The sequence below is a fragment of the Bradyrhizobium sp. USDA 4353 genome (assembly GCF_054063215.1).
The window spans coordinates 5,313,205-5,336,104 of the sequence record NZ_JBSSGB010000001.1; the positions used below are offsets into that span (position 1 = coordinate 5,313,205).

Below are 22,900 nucleotides of genomic sequence, written 5' to 3' on the forward strand. Positions count from 1 at the left end.
AGCGATTCGACGTGCGCCACCTGGAACGGCTCAAGCTCGGGATGTCCTATCCGCGGCAAATTCAGCACGTCGCCGATTTGCTCGCGCGACCGCCGCTGAACTTGCTCAATCCGCGACTGGTCATTGATGAGACAGGAGTCGGTCGACCGGTCGGCGACATGTTCGACGCCGCCGGTCTCTATCCCTCGCGGATCACGATCACGGCCGGGCTTGAGGCGACGCAGCACGGCGCCCGCACCTGGCACGTTCCGAAAGGAATGTTGATCTCGAATCTCGAGGCGCACTCACACAGCGGAGAATTGCGCATTGCAGCCGCCGCCAACGACGCCGCGGCGCTCAAAGACGAGCTGAAGGATTTCAAGCGGAAGATCTCGGAAGCCGGCCGCACGACCTATGCCGCACGGGTCGGCGCGCATGACGACTTGGTTTTGTCGGTCGCGATCGCGCTTTGGATGGCTACGAATTGGCCGACGTGGACCCGCGAAGAATTGCGAGTTTAATAGTTGATGTCATCTTCCATGGAAAAAGGATCCGCTAGACCTTGAGACTCGATCGGGCCGCTCCCAGCAACGGTCAGGGCTCGCCAGACCGCGTCGTCAAATCGCCGATCCAGAAAGGCAAGTCGACAAACCGTTATCAGTTCCCAACGGTCCAAGCCCGCGTTGTCTTCTCCCGGGAGGCCCTCAAGATCATAGAAACTAACTAGCTGGCCTGCGCGCCATCCAGCATCAATCCTTCGCCAGACATTTTCGCGTTCCTGCTCACCGATCTTGAAGTCAGCGGCGAATGTTTCCTCTAGCTCTGTGGAACGAGCCGGATGGATTCGATGAGTCCACGCAAAACCTCGGGCAGGATCGATTTCTCCCGCTTTGGCCGCCCGCACCATCGCCAATCGAGCGAGTTCAAATTCTTTCGACACGGCCTGAATCCTATGTTTCGCAGACGTGGGTGAGATTAGCGTTCAGATAATTGGAAATTCCCTGGGCATCTTCAAAGGATGTGCCCTCAGGCAGGTCGAATGCAATTGTCCATTTGAAGATATCTAGGGTATCGCCCGTCAGAGGCTCTAATACCAAAAAGGGTTTTCCGCTTGCGTATTCCTGGACCCTGAATCGCGTTCTGGCACGCTTTGTCATCTCTGCTAGCTCCGAGTTGAGTGCATGGTCTCATTCGATCCACCTTTTTTTGAAAGGACCTGTGCAATTCGATTGGTCGAATACATCACCACCGAGACGATGGCGCTCGTAAAGTAGATGATGCCTGCTAGCACCTGATCAATGACCGTACGGCTATTGATCAGCAGAGCAAAGCAAAGGACCAGTGCGACGACGCTCACCACGATGGTGAATATATCGCCCGATCTTGCTGCAAAGACGAACGGAGCCACGGCCGCCAAAACCGCGCAAACAGCAATTACCAGGACGAGAGCAACGGAAACACCGACCGCGAGTGAGGGTGCGATCTTTCTCCCGATAGCTTCGAGGTCCGGAGCCGGAATGTCTCCGTTCAGCACGAGATATGCGTAGAGGCTCGCGAGCGCGACCAACACGGCAATCGAAGCAAATTTGACCGCGAAACGGATGTATTCCATGCGGTGATGCTACCGCAGGTTTTGATCTTGTTGAAAGCGCTAGGCCGCGTTGGCTGTGGAGAAATGTCGCGCCTCATGTCGCGTCGAGTCGCCGGGAGTGCTTGGGAGTTGTTGGGATTACATGAGAATTTTGCGCAGCATGCGCGACACGAAGTCAATTAGCAGAATGCGCCTAAGTTATTGAAATATCTGGCGATCCCAGCAGGACTCGAACCTGCAACCCGCGGAGTAGAAATCCGCTACTCTATCCAGTTGAGCTATGGGACCGTCGTCGCGACGTGAACGGCCGTATGTGAATGGCCCTGGCGGCCGGTTCACGGGAATCGGCGCCGGCGGGCGAGCCCGTCCGGCGCGGATGTCCATAGCACGGGTCATATGAAAAATCTTTGGTTTCGCCAAGAGTGAGCGAACCGGGAACGGGGCGGCGGCGACCAAGCGGAGGCGGAGGAGGGCCATTAAGTCCCGTTCGCCCGCCGGACGCGTCCTGACCGGGGCGTCGCGGCCCCTTGCCGGTATGCCATGTGCTGTGAATTGCCGTTGATGAACAGAATTTTGAAGCCTGTGCCCCCCGCCGATGACCACGGCGGCGGCCGGCGGCCGTGGCGGCTGCAACCGCCGCCATCAGTCCGTCACCATTTCGCGTCCATTCTCGCCACGAATCGGCCAAACACGGACGGCGTCCCGGCGGGACGATCCGCCCCCAAAAGAGCCGTTCGACAACCTCTCGAGAACCGTCCAAGGAGCTGTCCCATGATCGGTCTGGTTCGCGCCGCCGTCGTCTGCGCCGTCATGGCGTTCGGTCTGGTCTCCGCAGGCTCGGCGGCGCTGGCCGCCGACAAGGCGTTCAAGCGCGATGATCTCGCGGACGCCGCGATCAAGCTGGAGGCGCAGATCAAGAGCGAGGCGGGGGCGGTGAACAAGCCGCTGGCGACCTTGCGCACCGATGCCGACGCGGCGCTGCGGCGCAACGATCTGCGCACCGGATTGCAGATCCTCGGCCAGATCGCGACCGCGGCGCCGGAGGATTCCGGCAACTGGCTGCGGCTGGCGCGCACCGTGCTCAACCAGATCAAGCCGATCAATACGTCCGAGCAGACCTTCCTGCTGGAGCGCGCCTCGACCGCGGCCTACATCGCCTATCAGCGCGCCGGCAATGCCGGCGAGGAGGCGGATGCGCTTGCCGTGCTCGGCAAGACCATGGCCGAGCGCAAGCTGTGGCGGCCGGCGCTGGACACGCTGCGCATGTCGCTCGAGCTGCGCGAGGTTGCGGATGTCCGCGGACAATATGAGCGGATGCGCGACGAGCACGGCTTCAAGCTGCTCGACTACACCGTTGATTCGGACTCGGCGAGTCCGCGCGCCTGCTTCCAGTTCTCCGAGGACCTCGCCAAGCGCACCGACTTCTCGCCGTTCGTGGCGCAGGCCGGCAATGACAAGCCGGCGCTGACTTCGGAGGACAAGCAGCTCTGCGTCGAGGGCCTCAAGCACGGCGAGCGCTACAACATCAATCTGCGCGCCGGCCTGCCGTCGGGCGTCAAGGAGAGCCTGCCGAAATCGGCCGAGTTCAACATCTATGTCCGCGACCGCAAGCCGTTCGTGCGCTTCACGGGGAAGGCCTATGTGCTGCCGCGCACCGGGCAGAAGGGCATTCCGCTGGTCAGCGTCAACACGCCCGCCGTCAACATCCAGGTGTTCCGGATCGGCGACCGCAACCTGATCAACACCGTCATCGACAGCGACTTCCAGCGGCCGCTGTCGAGCTACCAGCTCACCGATCTCGGCAATGAGCGCGGCATGAGGGTGTGGAGCGGCGAGCTTTCGACCGCGATGACCCTGAACCAGGATGTCACCACCGCCTTCCCGGTCGACCAGGCGATCAGCGACATGCAGCCGGGCGTCTATGTGATGACCGCCGCGCCCAAGGGCCCGGCCAGCGGCAACAGCAGCGACGAGGACGGCGGCGGCCAGCTCGCGACGCAATGGTTCATCGTCTCCGATCTCGGCCTCGCGGCGTTCTCCGGCAATGACGGCATCCACGTGTTCGTCAACTCGCTCGCCTCGACCGATCCGGTGGCCCGCGCCGAGGTGCGGCTGGTGGCGCGCAACAACGAGATCCTGGCGACGCGCAAGACCGACGAGGCCGGCCACGTGCTGTTCGAGACGGGGCTCGCGAAGGGCGAGGGCGGGCTGTCGCCGGCGATGCTGACGGTGTCGGGCGAGAAGGCCGACTACGCGTTCCTCAGCCTGAAGACGTCCGCGTTCGATTTGTCGGATCGCGGCGTCGCGGGCCGCGAGGCGCCGGCTGGGCCGGATGCGTTCGTCTATTCCGAGCGCGGCGTCTACCGCTCCAGCGAGACCGTCTATCTCACCGCGCTGCTGCGCGATGCGCGGGGCAACGCCATGACCGGCGTGCCGCTGACGCTCGTCGTCGAGCGTCCGGATGGCGTCGAGTTCCGCCGGGCCGTGCTGCCCGACCAGGGCGCCGGCGGGCGCTCGTTGAGCGTGGCGCTGAACTCGGCGGTGCCGACCGGCACCTATCGCGTGCGCGCCTTCACCGATCCGAAGGGCGCGGCGATCGGCGAGACCACCTTCATGGTCGAGGATTACGTCCCCGAGCGGCTGGAATTCGATCTGTCGTCCAAGGACAAGCAGATCAAGGCTGATGCTCCGGTGGAGGTGAAGGTCGACGGCCATTTCCTCTATGGCGCGCCGGCCTCCGGCCTGCAGCTCGAGGGCGACCTGCTGGTGACGACGGCCGCGGAGCGCGCTGGTTTTCCGGGCTATCAGTTCGGCGTCGCCGACGAGCCAAGCGCCTCCAACGAGCGCACGCCGATCGAGGGGCTGCCCGAGACTGACGACAAGGGCGCGGCGACCTTCCCGGTCAGCCTGCCGAAGCCGCCATCGTCCAGCCGGCCGCAGGAGGCGCAGATCTTCGTGCGCATGGCCGAGACCGGCGGCCGCGCGGTCGAGCGCAAGCTGACCTTGCCGGTGGCGCCGAATGGGGCGCAGATCGGCATCAAGCCGTCCTTCTCGGGCAAGAGCGTGGGCGAGGGCGAGAAGGCGGAGTTCGACATCGTGTTCGTCTCGCCGGAGGGCAAGACGCTGGCGCGCAATGGCCTGCGGTATGAGCTGTTGAAGATCGAGTCGCGCTATCAGTGGTATCGGCAGAACGCGTACTGGGAGTACGAGCCGGTGAAGTCGACGAAGCGCGTCGGCGACGGCGACGTCACGATCGCGGCGAACAGACCGGCGCGGCTGAGCTTCCAGCCGGAGCCCGGACGCTACCGGCTCGACGTCAAGTCGGCGGATGCGGATGGTCCGGTGACCTCGGTGCAGTTCGATGTCGGCTGGTACACCGAGGGCAGCGCCGATACGCCGGATCTCTTGGAGTCCTCGCTCGACAAGCCGCAATACCAGTCGGGCGATACCATGGTCGTCACGGTGAATGCGCGCACCGCCGGCAAGCTCACGGTCAACGTGCTCGGCGACCGGCTGCTGACGACGCAGACCACCGAGGTCAAGGAAGGCACCAATCAGGTCAGGCTTGCGGTCGGCAAGGACTGGGGCACCGGCGCCTATGTCGTGACGACCTTGCGCCGTCCGCTCGATGCGGCCGCGCAACGCATGCCGGGGCGGGCACTCGGCGTCGCCTGGTTCGGCATCGACAAATCGGCGCGCACGTTGAATGTCGCGCTGACGCCGCCGGCGCTGGTGCGGCCAGGCTCGACGCTGAAGATTCCGGTCAAGATCGGCGGGCTCGATCCGGGTGAGGACACCAAGATCGCCATCGCGGCGGTCGATGTCGGCATCCTCAATCTCACCAACTACAAGCCGCCGGCGCCGGACGATTATTATCTCGGCCAGCGCCAGCTCTCGGCCGAGATCCGCGATCTCTATGGCCAGCTGATCGACGGCATGCAGGGCACGCGCGGCCAGATCCGCTCCGGCGGTGACGGCGGTGGCGCCGAGCTGCAGGGCTCGCCGCCGACGCAGAAGCCGCTGGCGCTGTATTCGGGCATCGTGACCGTCGGGCCGGATGGCACGGCCGAGGTGAGCTTCGACATTCCGGAGTTCGCGGGCACCGCGCGCGTCATGGCGGTGGCGTGGAGCGCGACCAAGGTCGGCCGCGCGACTGTGGACGTGACCGTGCGCGATCCCGTGGTGCTGACCGCGACCCTGCCGCGCTTCCTGCTGTCGGGTGACCGCGGTACGCTGTCGTTCGATGTCGACAACGTCGAGGGCGCGCCCGGCGACTATGTCGTGGCCGTCAAGGCGAGCGGGCCGGTGAAAGTCTCGGGCAATGCCAATGTGACGCTTAAGCTCGCGGCCAAGCAGCGGGGGTCCTCGACCTTGCCGCTGGATGCGAGCGGCACCGGCACGGCGCAGCTCGATGTCGACATCAAGGGACCGAACGGGCTGTCGCTGGCGCGGCACTATCAGCTCGACGTCAAGCCGGCGACGCAGGTGCTGGCGCGGCGCTCGATCCGCACCTTGGCCAAGGGCGAGAGCCTGACGCTGACGTCGGACATGTTCAGCGATCTCGTCGCGGGCACCGGCACGGTGTCGCTGTCGGCGGGGCTGTCGACCGCGCTCGACGCGGCGACGATCCTGAAGGCGCTCGACCGCTATCCGCATGGCTGCTCCGAGCAGATCACCAGCCGCGCGATGCCGCTGCTCTATGTCAACGAGCTCGCCGCCGGCGCGCATCTCGCGATGGATACCGAGGTCGACCAGCGCATCCGCGACTCCATCGATCGACTCCTTGCTCGCCAGGGCTCGAACGGCTCGTTCGGGCTGTGGTCGGCCGGCGGCGACGATCCCTGGCTCGATGCCTACGTCACGGACTTCCTGACCCGCGCCCGCGAAAAGGGCTTTGCGGTGCCGGACGTGCTGTTCAAGAGCGCGCTCGACCGCGTCAGGAACTCGGTGGTCAATGCCGAGGAGCCGGAGAAGACCGGCGGCCGCGATCTCGCCTACGGCCTCTACGTGCTGGCGCGCAATGGCGCGGCGCCGATCGGCGACCTGCGCTATCTCGCCGACACCAAGCTCAATAATCTGGCAACTCCAATTGCCAAGGCCCAGCTCGCAGCTGCCTTGGCGCTGGTCGGCGACCGCGCCCGCGCCGAGCGGGTCTATGGCGCCGCCGCCGACAGCTTGGCGCCCAAGCCGGTGCTGGTGTTCGGCCGCACCGACTACGGCTCCGACCTACGCGATGCCGCCGCGCTGGTGTCGCTGGCGGGCGAGGGCAACGCGCCGCGCGCGACGTTGACGCAAGCCGTGGCCCGCGTCGAAGCGGCGCGTGGCCTGACGCCGTACACCTCGACGCAGGAGAATGCGTGGATGGTGCTGGCGGCGCGCGCGCTCGCCAAGGAGACCCTGGTGCTCGACGTCAATGGCCAGGCGGTGAAGCAGGCGCTGTACCGCAGCTACAAGGCGGCGGAGCTGTCCGGCCAGCCGCTGAAGATCACCAACACCGGCGAGGCACCGGTGCAGGCGGTGGTCTCGGTGTCCGGCTCGCCGCTGACGCCGGAGCCTGCGGCCTCGAACGGCTTCAAGATCGAGCGCAGCTACTACACGCTCGACGGCAAGCCGGCGGACATCAAGATCGCCAAGCAGAACGATCGCTTTGCGGTCGTGCTGAAGGTCACCGAGGCCAAGCCGGAATACGGGCACATCATGGTGTCGGACTATCTGCCGGCCGGGCTCGAGATCGACAATCCGCGCCTGGTGTCGTCAGGTGACAGCGGCACCTTGGACTGGATCGAGGACGGCCAGGAACCCGTCAACACCGAGTTCCGCGACGACCGCTTCACCGCCGCGCTCGACCGCGCCGCGGATTCCAAGGCGGTGTTCACGGTGGCCTATGTCGTCCGCGCGGTGTCGCCCGGCAAATACGTGCTGCCGCAAGCCTATGTCGAGGACATGTACAATCCCTCGCGCTATGGTCGCACCGGGACGGGCTCCGTGGAGGTCCGCGCGGCGAAATGAGCGAGGGTGGGACGAGCGATCGTGAGTTGGGTGGCACGGCCGAGCCACACACTCCGTCATGCCCGGGCTTGACCCGCCTGTGCGGCCGAAGCCGCTTCGGCGCGGCGGAGGCCCGGGCATCCACGCTGCCTCCGCACGCGCCGAACGACGTGGATGGCCGGGACAAGCCCGGCCATGACGGGAGGAGAGGGCAGGGCGTCAAACGGCTGCTTGCGGTCGCAGTCGCAATGGTCGTTGCTGTCGCCATCGCGCTCACCGCCTACGCCGTCTTCCTTGGCCCGCTGCCGCTGCAGGAAGCCAAGGCCGTCTCCACCACCGTGGTCGATCGCCACGGCAAGCTGCTGCGGGCCTATGCGATGGCCGACGGGCGGTGGCGGTTGCCGGTGAGCGCGAAGAAGGATGTCGATCCGACCTATCTGAAGCTGCTGTTCGCCTATGAGGACCAGCGCTTCTTCGAGCATCACGGCGTCGATCCGCGCGCACTGGCGCGGGCCGCGATCCAGTTCAGTTCGCACGGCCACATCGTCTCCGGTGGCTCGACGATCACGATGCAGCTGGCGCGGCTGCTTGAGCCCAGGCGGCAGCGCTCGCTGCATGCCAAGCTCAGACAGATCGTGCGCGCGCTCGAGCTCGAGCGGAAGCTGAGCAAGGACGAGGTCCTCGATCTCTATCTCACGCTCGCGCCTTACGGCGGCAATCTCGAGGGCATTCGCGCAGCCTCGATCGCCTATTTCGGCAAGGAGCCGAAGCGGCTGTCGCTGGCGGAAGCCGCGCTGCTGGTGGCGCTGCCGCAATCGCCGGAGACACGCCGGCTCGACCGTCATCCCGAAGCCGCGCGCCGCGGCCGTGACCGCGTGCTCGACCGCATGGTGTCGGAGAACGTGATCTCCGCCGACGAGGCCGCGCAGGCGAAGGCGCAACCGGTGCCGGTGTTCCGCAAGCCGATGCCGATCCTGGCGCCGCATGCGGCCGACCAAGCCACGGCCGTTGTCAAGGACCAGCCGATCATCCGTTTGACGCTCGATTCCTCTTTGCAGAAGGTGCTGGAGCCGCTGGCGCGCGATCGCGCCGTTGCGTTGGGGCCGAACATCTCCGTCGGCATCATCGTGATCGACAATGACAGCGGCGATGTGCTCGCCCATGTCGGCTCGGCCGACTACTTCGACGAGAGGCGGGCAGGTCAGGTCGACATGACCCGGGCGGTGCGCTCGCCGGGATCGACGCTCAAGCCTTTCATCTATGGCCTCGCCTTCGAGGACGGCTTTGTGCACCCGGAGAGCCTGATCGAGGATCGGCCGGTGCGCTTCGGCTCCTACGCGCCGGAGAATTTCGACATGACCTTCCAGGGCACGGTGCCCGTGCGCAAGGCGCTGCAACTGTCCTTGAACGTGCCGGCCATCGTGCTGCTCGACCGCGTCGGCGCCAGCCGGCTGTCGTCGCGGCTGAAGCAGGCCGGCGGCAATCTCGTGCTGCCGAAGGACGAAGCGCCGGGGCTGGCCATGGGCCTCGGCGGCGTCGGCGTGACCTTGCAGGACCTCGCGCAGCTCTATGCGGGCTTCCCGCGGCTCGGCACCACCAGGCCGCTGCGCGAGATCATGACGGCCGATGAGAAGGATGATGCCCGCGAGCCGATGCGGCTGATGGACTCCGCCGCCGCCTGGCAGGTCGGAAACGTGCTGCTCGGCACGCCGCCGCCGGACAACGCCGCGCGCAACCGCATCGCCTTCAAGACCGGCACCAGCTACGGCTATCGCGACGCCTGGTCGGTCGGCTTCGACGGCCGCGTGACCATCGGCGTCTGGGTCGGCCGTCCCGATGGCGCGCCGGTGCCCGGCCTGATCGGCCGTGTCTCTGCGGCGCCGATCCTGTTCGATGCGTTCGCACGCTCCGGCAAGCTGCCGGCCGCGCTGCCCAAGCCGCCGAAAGGTGCGCTGGTAGCCAGCAATTCAAAGTTGCCGCTGCCGTTGCGCCGGTTCCGGCCGATCGGCGAGCTGGTGCGCACCGGCGCGGAGCAGGCGCCGCACATCCAGTTCCCGCTGAATGGCTCGCGCATCGATGTCGACCGCTCGGCCGGTCCCGAGGCCTCGGTGATGCCCGTCAAAGTCTCCGGCGGCGTGCTGCCGCTGACGATGATGGTGAACGGCCTGCCGGTCGGCGAGATCGACAGCCGGCGCCAGCGGCTGATCGATCCGCCCGGACCGGGCTTTGCCCGCCTGACGGTGATCGACGCCACGGGCGCGGCGGACACAGTTGTGGTCAGAATCCAGTGACCGTTCGCTAAGCGGTTGTCGGCATGGTGGTTTCAGCGTATTCGGAACCCCATGGTCGAGACCTATGCCCGCCCCCGTTTTGGAGAGCCGCGCGAGCCGAAGAACCTGGTGAACCCAGGCAATCGGCTGGTGCGGATGATCGATGCCGTCACCGTGAGTCATGCCAGGGCGGTCGCGTTCCTGGCCGTCTGCGGCCTGCTGCTGTTCCTGCCCGGCTTCTTCACCATCCCGCCGATCGATCGCGACGAGGCGCGCTTCGCGCAGGCGACCAAGCAGATGGTCGAGAGCGGCGATTATGTCGACATCCGCTTCCAGGACGACGTGCGCTACAAGAAGCCGGTCGGCATCTACTGGTTGCAATCTGCCGCCGTAGAGACCGCCTCCGCCATCGGCCTGCCGCGCGCGCAGCTCCGCATCTGGGTCTATCGCATTCCCTCGCTGATCGGCGCCATCGGTGCGGTGCTGCTGACCTATTGGACCGCGCTCGCTTTTGTGACCCGACGCGGCGCGGTGTTTGCCGCGTTGTTGATGTGCTGCTCGGTGCTGCTCGGCGTCGAGGCGCGCCTCGCCAAGACCGATGCGATGTTGCTGTTCACAGTGGTCGCCGCGATGGGCGCGCTGGCGCGGATCTATCTGTCCTGGCAGCGCGGCGAGGATCCGGAGCATCCGCCGTGGGGGCCGCCGGCGATCTTCTGGACCGCTTTGGCGGTGGGCATCCTGGTCAAGGGACCGTTGATCCTGATGTTCGCTGGCCTCACCATCATCGCGCTCGCGATCATGGATCGCGGCGCCGGTTGGCTGTGGCGCCTGCGGCCCGTCTGGGGCCTGATGTGGATGCTGGTGCTGGTGCTGCCCTGGTTCGTGCTGATCTTCCTGCGCGCGGGTGACACCTTCTTTGCCGACTCCGTCGGGGGCGACATGCTGAGCAAGATCGGCGCCCAGGAATCCCATGGCGCGCCGCCCGGCCTCTATCTGCTGCTGCTGTTCATCACCTTCTGGCCCGGCGCGCCGCTGGCCGCGATGGCCGCGCCGGCCGTGTGGCGGGCGCGGCGCGAGCCTGGCGCGCAGTTCCTGCTGGCGTGGCTGCTGCCGTCCTGGATCGTGTTCGAGGCGGTGCTGACCAAGCTGCCGCATTACGTGCTGCCGCTGTATCCGGCGATCGCGATCCTCACCGTCGGCGCGCTGGAGCGCCGGGTGCTGTCGCGCTCCTGGCTACGCCGCGGTGCGGCCTGGTGGTTCGCGATTCCCGCAATCACGTCAGTGGTGGCCGTCATCGGCGCGATCATCGTGACCCACCAGCCGGTGTTCCTGGCCTGGCCGTTCGTCGCGGCGTCGCTGATCTTCGGCCTGTTCGCCTGGTGGCTGTATGACGACGGCCGCGCCGAGCGTTCGCTGCTGAATGCCGCCGTGGCTGCGATGTTCCTGGCGTTCGTCGTGTACGGCGCGGTGCTGCCGGCTCTGACACCGCTGTTCCCGAGCGCCGAAATTGCGCGGGCGTTACGCAACGTCGTCTGCGTCGGACCGAAGGCGGCTGCGGCCGGCTTCCACGAGCCGAGCCTCGTCTTCATGACGGGGACGTCGACGCAGCTCACCGATGGCTCGGGCGCGGCCGACTTCCTCAGCCAGGGCACCTGCCGCTTCGCCCTGGTCGAGCAGCGCACCGAGCGTGCCTTCGTGCAGCGGGCCGAAGCGATCGGGCTGCGCTACAATGTGGCCAAGCGGATCGACGGCTACAACATTTCCCAGGGCCGCCCGGTCTCGATCGCGATCTATCGCTCGGAGGGAACCGAATAGATGCTGGCTCCCGACAGTCCAGGATCGTCAGGCTATCTCTCGCAGCTCGCGCTGGTTGCGAAGTTCTCGCTCGGCCGGCTGGTGCGCCGGCCGCAGACGTCGCCTGATGCCGCGAGCCGGCAACGCCTGTGGCGCGCGCTTCTCCTGGTCGGCGCGATCGGCCTCGGCACGATCCTGGTGCTGATGGTCGGCTTCGACGCCTACGAGATCGGGCTGATGCCCGCGCGCGGCACCCCGAGCCTTTGGCCGGTGCGCATCGTCACTGAGTTCGGCCAGGATGAATATGTGCTCGGTGTTCTTGCGGTCGGGGTCGTCGTGACGATCCTGATCGCGCCGCTCTGGCCCGAAGCCACGCGCAGCCGCCTGCTGAACTTCGCGACGCATGTTCAGTATTTCTTCTTCGCGGTGCTGACCTCGGTGCTCGCGGCCCAGGTGCTGAAATACATCATCGGCCGTGGCCGGCCCTTCGTCGGCGGCAAGGCGAACGCCTTCAACTTCGACCCGTTCAACGGCACGCCGGCCTATTTCAGCATGCCCTCGGCCCATGCCGTGACCGCCTTCGCGCTGGCGTTCGCCGTCGCCGCGGTCTGGCCGCGGCTGCGCATCCCCATGTTCATCTACGCCATCATCATCGCGCTGAGCCGGCTGGTGCTGCTCGCCCATCATCCGAGCGATGTGGTCGGTGGCGCCGTGGTCGGCCTCGTGGGCGCCATGCTGGTCCGCTACTGGTTCGCCGCACGGCGGCTCGGTTTCCGCCTGTCGAAGGACGGTCGGATCGTACCGCGCTAGGGGGTTGCGAGCGGGGCCCAAGCCCCATAATAAGCCCCCGCCGCCGCAGTGCCGGTCAGGAACCGGCCGATCACGCCATCACGAGTCCCGATCTTGTCGACCGAAACCTCCGTTGCCGTCTCCATCGTCGTTCCCGTGCGCAACGAGTCCGGCAACATCACGCCGCTGATCACCGAGATCGCGGCCGCGCTCGACGGCTTGTGGCCGTATGAGATCATCTACGTCAATGACGGCTCGACCGACGACACCGCGCAGCGGCTCGCCGAGGAGATGGCGCGGCGGCCGAATCTGCGCGTCCTGCGCCATGAGAGGTCGTCGGGGCAATCCGCGGCCGTTCGAAGCGGAATCCGCGCCGCGCGCGGCGGCATGGTCGCTACCCTCGACGGCGACGGCCAGAACAATCCTGCGTTCCTGCCCGATTTGATCGCCGCGCTGGAGAAGGGCGGCGCCGGCGTCGGTCTCGTTGCGGGCCAGCGCGTCGGCCGCAAGGACACCGGCTTCAAGAAGCTGCAATCGCGCATCGCCAACAAGATCCGCAACGCGGTGCTCAAGGACGGCACGCGCGACACCGGCTGCGGCCTCAAGGCCGTGCGACGCGACGTGTTCCTGATGATGCCGTATTTCGATGGTCTGCACCGCTTCCTGCCGGCGCTGGTGCGGCGCGAGGGCTACGACATCGCCTATCTCGACGTGATCGATCGTCCGCGCCATTCGGGCGTATCAAACTATGGCTTCTTCGACCGGCTGTGGATCGGGATCATGGATCTCGCCGGCGTCTGGTGGCTGATCCGCCGCAAGAAGCCGACGCCGGTCGCGATCGAGGTGACATGATGCTGATTCAATTCGGGCAGGCGTTCAGCAACTATCTCTACGACATCTTCATCGCGAAGTTCGATTTCTGGCTGGTGTTCGGCCTCGCCGCCCAGCTCGCTTTCGCCGCGCGATTCCTGGTGCAGTGGATCGCCAGCGAGCGCGCCGGCAAGAGCGTCGTGCCGCTCGCGTTCTGGTTCTTCTCGATCGGCGGCGGCTTGATGACGCTGATCTATGGTCTCGTGAAGCGCGAGCCGGTGATCATCTTCGGCCAGTTGCTGTCGAACGTCATCTACGTCCGCAACGTCATGCTGATCTTCAAGAACCGCCAGAAGGAATCGCAGACGCTCAGCAATTGAGCGGGGGTCCTGACTTGCCGGATCTGAGCTGGTGCAGTGGGACTCAGCATCCGCCCCTGACATCGATTCGGCGCAACTCGTTCCACGCCGTCATGCCCGGGCTTGTCCTGGGCATCCACGTCCTTCCTCGTTGCTAGACGTGGATGGCCGGGGCAAGCCCGGCCATGACGGAGCAAAACAATGTGTAGCGCGCCAGGGCATTCAGCGCGGCAGCGGCTGGACTGAGGACGAGGGCATGGCGACCGGCGCCACGCTATCAGCTGCCTCTTGCCGTCGAGTCGCCACCTCTCCCGCCGCATCCAGCACCGGATAGGCGACCGAGCAGATGTGCGAGTGGATGCGGCGGAGATCGCGCAGCACGTCGAGATGCAGCGACGTCGTCTCCAGCGTCTCGGAACGCCCCTCGCGCAAGCGCTCCAGATGCCGCTCCGTCGCGGCGAGCTCGGCGTTGCGCAGCTCGGTCTTCTGATCGAGCAAACGATGCGCCTGCTGCGCGTCGCCCGACATGAAGATGCCGAAGGCGATCCGCAGCGATTCCATGATCTGGCGGTGGAAGGACTGCAACTCCTCGGCGCCCTCGACCGAGAACTGGAACCGGCGCTTGATCTTCTTGGTCGCGAGCTCGCTCAGGTTTTTGTCGATGATGTCGCCGATATGCTCGAGGTTGATCGCGAGCGAGATGATCTCCATCGCGCGCTTGCCCTCGCGCTCGTCCAGGCTGCCGCGCGTGAGCTTGGTAATGTAGAGCTTGATCGCCTCGTCGAGGCGGTCGACGACGTTGTCGGTGCGTGAGACCTGATCGACGAGGCCGCGATTATTGGTCATCATCGCCGTCATGACGTTGCGCAGCATGGTCTCGACCAGATCGCCCATGCGCAACGCCTCGCGCGCCGCGTCCGCAAGCGCCAGCGACGGCGTCTCCAGCGCGGTCTCATCAAGATAGCGCGGCTTTGCCGGATCGACCTCGGCCGGGCGATCCGGGAACAAGCTGACGAGCAGCTTCTCCATGCCGCCGAGCAGGCCGATGAAGACCACGGCGGTGCAGAGATTGAAGGCCATGTGGAACTGGGCCGTCAGCTTCGACAGATCGGGCTGCCAGAGCTGCAGTTGCGCTGCGAGCGGATGCAGGAACGGCGCGATCAATGCGACGCCGATGATGCGGTTGAGGAGATTGCCGACGGGCAGGCGATAGCTCGCGGGATTGTCGCGGCGCGCGCCTTCGAACACCGGATTCACGGCGCTGCCGAGATTGGCTCCCAGCACCAGCGCGAGCGCGGCATCGGCCGTGATGAAATGCGCATAAGCGAGCGACATCACCAGCAGCACGCTGGCGACGCTGGAATGCACGACCCAGGTGACGACGGCGCCGAAGATCACGCACAGCGTCACGTCGGCCGTGATCGCCTGCATGAACACGCGCATGGCCGGCGCGTCTTCCGCCGGCGCCAAGGTGTCGATGAGGATGTGCAGCGACAGCAGCATCAGTCCAAGGCCGATGCACACGCGCCCGAGGTCCTTGATTCGCGATCGCGGTCCGCTGCGGAACGCAACGAGCCCAAGCACGAACAGCACCGGCGCGACGGCCGCGACATTGAACGACAGCACCTGGACGATCAGCGTGGTGCCGATATTGGCGCCGAGCATGATCGCGAGCGCCGGGATCAGGCCGACAAGACCTTCCGCCGCAAACGATGTGGTGATCAGCGCCGTCGCCGTGCTGCTTTGGAGCAGGGCGGTGAGGCCCAATCCGGCGAGCAGGGCGCTGAAGCGATTGCGCAGCGCACGCGACAGCAGCAGACGGAGGTCCGGTCCAAACGCGCGCAGGATGCCGCTGTGGACCATGTGAAGGCCCCACAGCAGCAACGCCACGCCGCCCATCAGATCGAGCAGAACCATGATTCGCGTTCGTTCCCGCTTCCGTTCAGGCGAAGGCTACGCCCAATCAATCGGGGATCAACGCCAATTTGTCGCCTCTGGTTGCTCCTTTGAGAGGCGTTCTGCGGCCGCCCTGATGGGGCTCAAGCGGCGTTGAAGGCCGCGAAGCCGCGGTCGAGGTCGGCCTTGAGGTCCTCGGTGTTCTCTAGGCCGATGTGCAGCCGCAGCGTCGGACCGCCCGGCGCCCAATTGGTCGCGGTGCGGTAGCTCGCGCAGTCGAACGGGATCGCCAAACTCTCGAAGCCACCCCAGGAATAGCCCATGCCGAACAGAGTGAGCGTGTCGAGCATCGCATCGACGGCGGCCTGCGGCTTCGGCTTCAGCACGATGCTGAACAGGCCTGAGGCGCCGGTGAAGTCGCGCTTCCAGATCGCGTGGCCCGGATGGCTCTCCAGCGCCGGATGCAGCACCTCGAGCACCTCGGGCCGCGCGGCGAGCCAGCGCGCCATCTCGAGCCCCGAGCGATGATGCTGGGCCAGGCGTACGCCGAGCGTCCGCACGCCGCGCAAGGCCAGGAACACATCGTCCGGGCCGGCGCAGACGCCGAGCAGGCGGATGCCCTCGGAGATCAGCGGCCAAGCCTTCGCATTGGCCGAAATCGTGCCGAACATGATGTCGGAATGGCCGCCGATATATTTGGTGGCCGCCTGCATGCTGATGTCGACGCCCTGGTCGAGCGAGCGGTGATAGAGCGGCGTCGCCCAGGTATTGTCGTCGATGACCAGCGCGCCATGGGCGTGCGCGACCGCTGCGATCGCCGGAATGTCCGGCATTTCGAATGACTGCGAGCCGGGCGCCTCGACAACCACGGCGCGTGTATTCGGTTTGAGCAGTTGCTCAATTCCTGTGCCGATCAATGGATCAAAATAGGTCGTTTCGACCCCATAGCGCGCCAGCATCCCGTTGCAGAAATTTCGGGTTGGACGATAAATGCTGTCGCACACCAGAACGTGGTCGCCGGCCTTGAGGACCGAGAGCAGGGTCGTGGAGATCGCGCCGAGCCCGGACGGCGCGATGCCGACGCCGGCGCATTGCGGCCCTTCGAGCGCCATCAGCACTTGCTGCAGCGCTTTCGTCGTCGGTGTTCCGTGGCGGCCATACTGGAATTCGCCGCGATGCGCATGCAGATCGTCAGCCGTGGGATACAGCACGGTCGAGCCATGAACGACCGGCGGATTCACGAATCCGTGCTGCGCCTTGGTGTCCCGTCCCGCCGTCACCAGCCGCGTCTCGACGTTTTGTCGCACCGCCGCAGCGGGATCGTTCGATGATGCCATCAGTGTGTCTTTTCTCTTGAAACCGTGCTGGGATAGCTCAAATCAGGCAGGACTTAGGTCGTTAATAACAGAATGCAGAACAGGGCCGTCAACCCCTTGACCCGGGCCGCCAGTCGTTCTGTGATGCCGACGCAATTCGATCGCTGCACGTTGAGGGGCCTGCCGCGATTTCCGCTTCATCTCGCATGCACGGGCCACCTGTGCATGCCGTCCGCCATATTGTTGGTATGGCGTTTGCAGAAGTGGATCCAGGTCGGGCCCCGATACGCGCTGAGATTTCAACGCTCCCGTAGGACGACCGCGAAAGGCTGTTTTTATGAAACGCGTCACTCTTGCTCTTTCTCTTGCTCTCGCCCCGGTGCTGGCGAGCGCCGGCGCTCATGCCGATACGCTCAAGACCGTCAAGGATCGCGGCATGGTTGCCTGCGGCGTCAGCCAGGGCCTGCCCGGTTTCTCGAACCCGGACGACAAGGGCAACTGGACCGGGCTCGACGTCGACGTCTGCCGCGCCATTGCCGCCGCGATCTTCAACGATCCGACCAAGGTGAAGTTCGTTCCGCTGTCGGCCAAGGACCGCTTCACCGCGCTGCAATCGGGCGAGGTCGACGTGCTCTCCCGCAACACGACCTGGACCCTGTCGCGCGACACCTCGCTGGGCGCCAACTTCGCCGGCATCACCTATTATGACGGCCAGGGCTTCATGGTGAAGAAGGCCCTCAAGGTCAATTCGGCGCTCGAGCTGAACAGCGCCTCGGTCTGCGTGCAGACCGGCACCACCACCGAGCAGAACCTCGCCGACTACTTCAAGGCCAACAAGATGAAGTACGAGGTCATCGCGTTCGCCGGCGCCGACGAGACCGTGAAGGCCTATGAGTCCGGACGTTGCGACGTGTTCACCACCGACGTCTCGGGCCTCTATGCCGAGCGCCTGAAGCTCTCCAATCCGGCCGACCACGTCGTGCTGCCGGAGGTGATCTCGAAGGAGCCGCTCGGTCCGATGGTGCGTCACGGTGACGACCAGTGGTTCGACATCGTGAAGTGGACGCTGTTCGGGCTGATCACGGCCGAGGAAATGGGCGTCACCCAGGCGAATGTCGACGAGATGGCGAAGTCCGACAAGCCTGACTTCAAGCGCGCCTTCGGCACCGACGGCAATCTCGGCGAGCAGCTCGGCCTGACCAAGGACTGGTTCTCGCGCATCGTGAAGGCCGTCGGAAACTACGGCGAGATGTATGACCGCAACGTCGGCGCCAACTCCAAGCTGCAGATCGCGCGTGGTCTGAACCAGCTCTGGAACAAGGGCGGCCTGCAATACGCGCCGCCGATCCGCTAACAGCTGCACGATATCGGGGCTGCGGCGAATGAGCATCGAAGCGAGGCTACCGCCTCCGCAATATGGGCTTCGTCTGAAGCGCATGCTCGGAGGCAAGGCAGGATGGAACGGCATCATCCTGCAGATCCTGTTCGTCGCAGTCCTGGTGTGGGTTGGCTATGAGATCATAGCCAACGCACGCACCAACCTGGCCGCCCAGCGCATCACGTCGGGCTTCGGGTTCCTCGACAACACGGCCGGGTTCGACGTGAACCAGGCTCTGATCAGCTACTCCGGCTCGGACAGCTACAGCCGGGTGCTGATGGTCGGCATCCTCAACACGCTGCTGGTCTCGGTGATCGGCATCGTGCTGGCGACCATCCTCGGTTTTCTCGTCGCGCTCGGCCGGCTGTCTCCCAATGCGCTGCTGTCGCGGGTCTCCGGCGCCTATGTCGAGCTGATCCGCAATCTGCCTTTGCTGTTCCAGATCCTGTTTTGGTATCTCGCGGTGCTCGCGGCGTTGCCGGGACCGCGCCAGAGCATCTCGCTGTTCTCGACCTTCTTCCTCAACAACCGCGGCTTCATCGTTCCGCGTCCGATCGAGGAACCCGGCCTCATACCGTTCCTGATCGCGCTCGGTGTCGCGATCGTCGCTTCGATCGGCCTGCGCGTCTATGCGCGGCGCGAGTTGTTCCTGCGCGGCCATGCGATGCGGATCTGGCCCTATGTGCTGGGGATGCTGATCGGCCTGCCGGTCCTTGCGATGCTCGTGTACGGCGTCCCCGTCGCCTTCGAGGTGCCCGTGCTGAAGGGCTTCAACTTCGCCGGCGGCTCGCGCATCATCCCCGAGCTGGTCGCGCTGACCTTGGCGCTCACGATGTATACGGCCTCCTTCATTGCCGAGGTGGTGCGCGCCGGCATCCTGTCGGTCCACAAGGGGCAGATGGAGGCGGGACTCTCGCTTGGCCTCAGCCGCGGCACCGTGCTGCGCCTGATCGTCGTGCCGCAGGCGCTGCGCGTGATCCTGCCGCCGCTGACCAATCAATATCTCAATTTGACCAAGAACTCGTCGCTCGCGGTCGCCATCGGCTATCCCGATCTCGTCTCGGTGTTCGCCGGCACCACGATGAGCCAGACCGGACAGGCCATCGAGATCATCGGCATCACCATGGGCGTCTATCTGGCGCTGTCGCTGATCACGAGCGCGCTGATGAGCTTCTACAGCTGGCGGCTTGGCAAGAGACTCGGTGCATGAGGCAGGCTTGGTGCAGGAAGCAGGCTTGGCGCAGGAAGAAGAGTTCGCGCATGACGAGATTGGGCGCATGACCGATATCACCGCTTCGACCTTCATTCGCCAGGACATGGCCGGCGAGCGACCGGCACCGGTCAAGACCACGGGCTTCATAGGCTTCGTCCGCACCCGGCTCTTGAACTCGCCGACCAACATCCTGCTCACCCTGGTGAGCGCGCTGTTGATCTGGTTCACCGTGATCCCGGCGTTGAAGTTCATGCTGGTCGACGCCGTCTGGGTCGGCAAGGATCGCGATGCCTGTCTGGCGGAGAACGCCGGCCGTGTGGTCGGCGCGTGCTGGCCCTACGTCACGGCCAAATTCAGCCAGTTCATGTACGGCTTCTATCCTGAGGCCGAACGCTGGCGCGTAAACCTCACCTACGTGCTGTTCGTTGCATTGCTGGCGCCGCTCATGATCTGGCGGGTTCCAGGCAAGACGCTCAATGCCGCGCTGTTTCTGTTTGCGCTGCCCGTCGTGGCGTTCTTCCTGCTCTATGGCGGCGGGCTGTCGGGCTTCGGCGTGAGCTGGATGACCAGCGCGCTGCAGCTGTTCGTGGAGAGCATCGACACGGCGGGTAACGCGCTGGTTCGCGCCAGCGAAGGGCTGCCTGTGGTCGGAATGCTGTTGTGGCTGCTCGGCAAGCTCATCGTCCTGATCGGAACGCTATTCTCGCTTGTGATCTGGCCGCTGGTCTGGATTCGCCATGAGCTGCAGCAATCGCATCAGCCGGTCTGGAACGACCTCGTGCTGACGGGGATCGCGGTCACCGCGCTCGTGTTCTTCGTCGGAGGCGGGAGCAGGGCACTCAGGTCGGTCATTGCGACAGCAACGACCTTTGTCGGAATCGGCATCGTCATCGCCATCATGGGGCTCGATCGCGGCGGGCTTTCGATCGTCGATACCAGGCTGTGGGGCGGCATGCTTGTGACGCTCGTGGTCACGGTGATCGGCATCGTCGCGTCGATGCCGATCGGGATTGCATTGGCGCTCGGGCGCCGCTCGACGATCCCTCTGATCCGCTTCTCTTCGATCGCGTTCATCGAGCTGGTCCGGGGCGTGCCCCTGATCACCGTGTTGTTCTTTGCGACTTACATGTTGCCGCTGTTCCTGCCCGGCAATCTCAGGATCGACGGCCTGGTCCGGGCGCTGATCGGCGTCGCGCTGTTCTCCGGCGCCTACATGGCCGAGGTGATCCGCGGCGGCCTGCAGGCCATTCCGCGCGGGCAGGCGGAGGCGGCGAGCGCGCTCGGCCTGTCCTGGTGGAAGACGACGAGCTTCATCGTGTTGCCGCAGGCGCTGCGCCACGTCATCCCCGGTATCGTGGGCAGCTTCATCTCGCTGTTCAAGGACACCTCGCTGGTGTCGATCGTGGCGCTGTTCGACCTGCTCGGAAGCTTGAAAGCCTCCTTCGCCGATCCGGTGTGGGCGACGCCGACGACGGCCTTTACCGGCTTTGCCTTCACCGGGCTGATCTACTTCGCCTTCTGCTTCGGCATGTCACGCTACTCCCTGCTGGTCGAGCGCCGTCTCAACGCGCACCGGCGTCACTGAACCGAGATCGTCGAGTAACCGAACCATGTCTGCAAACTCCATCGTCAGCATCTCCGCGCTCAACAAATGGTACGGCGAATTCCACGTGCTGCGCGACGTCAACCTCGCCGTCGGTAAGGGCGAGCGCATCGTGATCTGCGGGCCATCGGGCTCGGGCAAGTCGACCCTGATCCGCTGCATCAACGCGCTGGAGGAATTCCAGGAAGGCGAGATCAATGTCGACGGCATCGATCTCGGTCCGAACCTCAAGCGCGTCGACGAGGTGCGCCGCGAGGTCGGCATGGTGTTCCAGAGCTTCAACCTGTTCCCGCATCTGACCGTGCTGGAGAACTGCACTTTGGCGCCGATCTGGGTGCGCAACATCCCGCAGAAGGAGGCCGAGGCGACCGCGATGAAGTTCCTGGAGCGGGTCAAAATCCCGCATCAGGCGCACAAATATCCGGGCCAGATGTCGGGCGGTCAGCAGCAGCGCGTCGCGATCGCCCGCGCGCTGACGATGAACCCGAAGGTCATGCTGTTCGACGAGCCGACCTCGGCGCTCGATCCGGAGATGGTCAAGGAGGTGCTCGACACCATGGTCGACCTCGCCAAGGAGGGCATGACCATGCTGGTCGTCACCCACGAGATGGGCTTCGCCCGCGAGGTCGCCAACCGCGTCGTGTTCATGGACGCCGGCCAGATCATCGAATCGAATACGCCGCAGGAATTCTTCGCCAACCCGCAGCATGCGCGCAGCAAGCTGTTCCTCAGCCAGATCCTGCGGCATTGATGACGGCGCGAATAGCGAGTTGCGAATAGCGAGTGGACGGTTTTCGGTCGCTACTCGCTACTCGCTACTCGCTACTCGCTACTCGCTACTCGGTACTCGCTACTCGCCCTCACACGAACGGCGGCGTGATGCCGCTGCGGCGCTCGAGCCAGGCCGGCACCGGCAGGTTCTTCGAGCGCATGAACTCCGGATTGTACAGCTTCGACTGATAGCGCGTCCCGGAGTCGCACAGGATGGTCACGATGGTGTGGCCGGGGCCGAGCTTGCGCGCGAGCTCCACGGCGCCGGCGACATTGACGCCGCTCGAGCCGCCCAGGCACAGGCCTTCGTGCTGCACGAGGTCGTAGATGGTGTTGACGGCGACCTCGTCGGAAATCAGGAACGCGTCGTCAACCTGCGCCGTCTCGATCACCGGCGTCACCCGGCCGATGCCGATGCCCTCAGTGATGGAGTCGCCAGGCGTTGACTTGACCTCGTGGTTCTTGAACCAGTTGTACATCGCAAAGCCGTGCGGATCGGCGCAGGCGGTCACGATGTTCGTGTTCTTCTCCTTCAGGAAGCGGCTGGTGCCGGACAGCGTGCCGCCGGTGCCGACAGCGCAGATGAAGCCGTCGACCTTGCCGTCGGTCTGCTCCCAAATCTCCGGGCCCGTCGACTCGTAATGCGCTTTGGCATTGTCGAGGTTGTTCCACTGGTCGGCGAACAGCACGCCGTTGGGCTCGGTCTTGCGCAGCTCGTCGGCGAGCCGGCGGCCGACATGCTGATAGTTGTTGGGATTGTTGAACGGCAGGGCGGGGACCTCGACCAGGTCGGCGCCGCACAGCCGCAGCATGTCCTTCTTTTCCTGGCTCTGCGTCTCCGGGATCACGATCAGGGTGCGATAGCCGCGCGCGGCGGCGACCACCGCGAGCCCGATGCCGGTGTTGCCGGCGGTGGCTTCCACCACGAGCCCGCCGGGCTTCAGATCGCCGCGCTTCTCAGCCTCCAGGATCATCCATTTGCCGGCGCGGTCCTTCACCGACTGGCCCGGATTCATGAACTCGGCCTTGCCGAGAATAGTGCAGCCCGTCGCCTCCGAGGCGCGCTGAAGCTTGATCAGGGGCGTGTTGCCGATCGCCTGGACGACGTCATTTTTAATGGTCATATTGCAAATACCTTGGGCA

At 65.2% G+C, this 22,900-nt stretch carries 16 protein-coding genes and 1 tRNA gene; 11 read left to right on the forward strand and 6 right to left on the reverse strand.

Features of this window, described 5'->3' with window-relative positions:
- Window positions 1–11 precede the first annotated feature (11 nt).
- Window positions 12–500 (forward strand): hypothetical protein, encoded by a 489-nt coding sequence (locus tag ACVILH_RS23955; protein WP_456715085.1) that lies wholly within the window; start codon window positions 12–14, stop codon window positions 498–500.
- Here ACVILH_RS23955 and ACVILH_RS23960 read toward each other — a convergent pair.
- From ACVILH_RS23960 to ACVILH_RS23970, 3 genes are all read right to left on the reverse strand, one after another.
- The gene (locus ACVILH_RS23960; protein WP_456715086.1) at window positions 497–919 is read right to left on the reverse strand and encodes a hypothetical protein; all 423 of its coding nucleotides are present in this window, start codon (window positions 917–919) and stop codon (window positions 497–499) included. The two genes, ACVILH_RS23955 and ACVILH_RS23960, sit on opposite strands and share 4 nt — an antisense overlap.
- Window positions 920–1,141: 222 nt before the next feature.
- Window positions 1,142–1,591 (reverse strand): hypothetical protein, encoded by a 450-nt coding sequence (locus tag ACVILH_RS23965; protein ID WP_456715087.1) that lies wholly within the window; start codon window positions 1,589–1,591, stop codon window positions 1,142–1,144.
- A 190-nt stretch (window positions 1,592–1,781) separates the two neighbouring features.
- Window positions 1,782–1,858 (reverse strand) — tRNA-Arg (locus ACVILH_RS23970).
- 483 nt (window positions 1,859–2,341) lie between these two features.
- Between ACVILH_RS23970 and ACVILH_RS23975 the strand changes: the two genes are divergently transcribed.
- The 6 genes from ACVILH_RS23975 to ACVILH_RS24000 all read left to right on the forward strand — a co-directional run bounded on the left by ACVILH_RS23975 (window position 2,342) and on the right by ACVILH_RS24000 (window position 13,601).
- The gene (locus ACVILH_RS23975) at window positions 2,342–7,579 is read left to right on the forward strand and encodes an alpha-2-macroglobulin family protein (RefSeq protein ID WP_456715088.1); all 5,238 of its coding nucleotides are present in this window, start codon (window positions 2,342–2,344) and stop codon (window positions 7,577–7,579) included.
- A 227-nt stretch (window positions 7,580–7,806) separates the two neighbouring features.
- Window positions 7,807–9,849, forward strand: a complete 2,043-nt coding sequence (gene pbpC, locus ACVILH_RS23980) for a penicillin-binding protein 1C (protein WP_456715089.1) — start codon at window positions 7,807–7,809, stop codon at window positions 9,847–9,849.
- A gap of 51 nt (window positions 9,850–9,900) precedes the next feature.
- Window positions 9,901–11,643 carry an ArnT family glycosyltransferase gene (locus ACVILH_RS23985; RefSeq protein WP_456715090.1) on the forward strand — a complete coding sequence of 581 codons (1,743 nt, stop codon included), beginning with the start codon at window positions 9,901–9,903 and terminating at the stop codon, window positions 11,641–11,643.
- Window positions 11,644–12,432 (forward strand): phosphatase PAP2 family protein, encoded by a 789-nt coding sequence (locus ACVILH_RS23990; protein ID WP_456715091.1) that lies wholly within the window; start codon window positions 11,644–11,646, stop codon window positions 12,430–12,432.
- A gap of 93 nt (window positions 12,433–12,525) precedes the next feature.
- A complete protein-coding gene (locus ACVILH_RS23995; RefSeq protein ID WP_456715092.1) occupies window positions 12,526–13,263 on the forward strand; it encodes a glycosyltransferase family 2 protein in 738 nt (245 codons plus the stop codon).
- Window positions 13,263–13,601 carry a lipid-A-disaccharide synthase N-terminal domain-containing protein gene (locus ACVILH_RS24000; RefSeq protein WP_035645206.1) on the forward strand — a complete coding sequence of 113 codons (339 nt, stop codon included), beginning with the start codon at window positions 13,263–13,265 and terminating at the stop codon, window positions 13,599–13,601. The genes ACVILH_RS23995 and ACVILH_RS24000 overlap by 1 nt, the downstream gene beginning before the upstream one ends.
- A 201-nt stretch (window positions 13,602–13,802) precedes the next feature.
- On the opposite strand, the gene ACVILH_RS24005 is transcribed toward ACVILH_RS24000, so the two are convergent.
- Window positions 13,803–15,497 carry a Na/Pi cotransporter family protein gene (locus ACVILH_RS24005; protein ID WP_456715093.1) on the reverse strand — a complete coding sequence of 565 codons (1,695 nt, stop codon included), beginning with the start codon at window positions 15,495–15,497 and terminating at the stop codon, window positions 13,803–13,805.
- A gap of 122 nt (window positions 15,498–15,619) precedes the next feature.
- The gene (metC, locus tag ACVILH_RS24010; RefSeq protein WP_456715094.1) at window positions 15,620–16,813 is read right to left on the reverse strand and encodes a cystathionine beta-lyase; all 1,194 of its coding nucleotides are present in this window, start codon (window positions 16,811–16,813) and stop codon (window positions 15,620–15,622) included.
- A 316-nt stretch (window positions 16,814–17,129) separates the two neighbouring features.
- On the opposite strand from metC, the gene ACVILH_RS24015 reads away from it, so the two are divergent.
- From ACVILH_RS24015 to ACVILH_RS24030, 4 genes are all read left to right on the forward strand, one after another.
- Window positions 17,130–18,146, forward strand: coding sequence for an amino acid ABC transporter substrate-binding protein (locus ACVILH_RS24015; RefSeq protein WP_456715095.1), 1,017 nt, complete (start codon window positions 17,130–17,132; stop codon window positions 18,144–18,146).
- A 28-nt stretch (window positions 18,147–18,174) separates the two neighbouring features.
- Window positions 18,175–19,380 (forward strand): amino acid ABC transporter permease, encoded by a 1,206-nt coding sequence (locus ACVILH_RS24020; RefSeq protein WP_456715096.1) that lies wholly within the window; start codon window positions 18,175–18,177, stop codon window positions 19,378–19,380.
- Between the two features lie 67 nt (window positions 19,381–19,447).
- On the forward strand, window positions 19,448–20,968 hold the full coding sequence (locus tag ACVILH_RS24025) for an amino acid ABC transporter permease (protein WP_456715097.1): 1,521 nt from the start codon (window positions 19,448–19,450) through the stop codon (window positions 20,966–20,968).
- A gap of 25 nt (window positions 20,969–20,993) precedes the next feature.
- Window positions 20,994–21,737: an amino acid ABC transporter ATP-binding protein gene (locus ACVILH_RS24030; RefSeq protein WP_456715098.1), complete on the forward strand. Its 744-nt coding sequence runs from the start codon at window positions 20,994–20,996 to the stop codon at window positions 21,735–21,737.
- Between the two features lie 109 nt (window positions 21,738–21,846).
- Here ACVILH_RS24030 and ACVILH_RS24035 read toward each other — a convergent pair whose 3' ends face one another.
- Window positions 21,847–22,881: a cysteine synthase A gene (locus ACVILH_RS24035; RefSeq protein ID WP_456715099.1), complete on the reverse strand. Its 1,035-nt coding sequence runs from the start codon at window positions 22,879–22,881 to the stop codon at window positions 21,847–21,849.
- Between the last annotated feature and the right edge of the window lie 19 nt (window positions 22,882–22,900).

Coding starts and splice junctions, on each gene's coding strand:
- ACVILH_RS24000 (WP_035645206.1), top strand. CDS start 13,263: ATGCTGATTCAATTCGGGCAGGCGTTCAGCAACTATCTCTACGACATC.
- ACVILH_RS24035 (WP_456715099.1), bottom strand. CDS start 22,881: ATGACCATTAAAAATGACGTCGTCCAGGCGATCGGCAACACGCCCCTG.
- ACVILH_RS24030 (WP_456715098.1), top strand. CDS start 20,994: ATGTCTGCAAACTCCATCGTCAGCATCTCCGCGCTCAACAAATGGTAC.
- ACVILH_RS23990 (WP_456715091.1), top strand. CDS start 11,644: ATGCTGGCTCCCGACAGTCCAGGATCGTCAGGCTATCTCTCGCAGCTC.
- ACVILH_RS24025 (WP_456715097.1), top strand. CDS start 19,448: ATGACCGATATCACCGCTTCGACCTTCATTCGCCAGGACATGGCCGGC.
- metC (WP_456715094.1), bottom strand. CDS start 16,813: ATGGCATCATCGAACGATCCCGCTGCGGCGGTGCGACAAAACGTCGAG.
- ACVILH_RS23975 (WP_456715088.1), top strand. CDS start 2,342: ATGATCGGTCTGGTTCGCGCCGCCGTCGTCTGCGCCGTCATGGCGTTC.
- ACVILH_RS24005 (WP_456715093.1), bottom strand. CDS start 15,497: ATGGTTCTGCTCGATCTGATGGGCGGCGTGGCGTTGCTGCTGTGGGGC.
- ACVILH_RS24020 (WP_456715096.1), top strand. CDS start 18,175: ATGAGCATCGAAGCGAGGCTACCGCCTCCGCAATATGGGCTTCGTCTG.
- pbpC (WP_456715089.1), top strand. CDS start 7,807: ATGGTCGTTGCTGTCGCCATCGCGCTCACCGCCTACGCCGTCTTCCTT.
- ACVILH_RS23985 (WP_456715090.1), top strand. CDS start 9,901: ATGGTCGAGACCTATGCCCGCCCCCGTTTTGGAGAGCCGCGCGAGCCG.
- ACVILH_RS24015 (WP_456715095.1), top strand. CDS start 17,130: ATGAAACGCGTCACTCTTGCTCTTTCTCTTGCTCTCGCCCCGGTGCTG.
- ACVILH_RS23965 (WP_456715087.1), bottom strand. CDS start 1,591: ATGGAATACATCCGTTTCGCGGTCAAATTTGCTTCGATTGCCGTGTTG.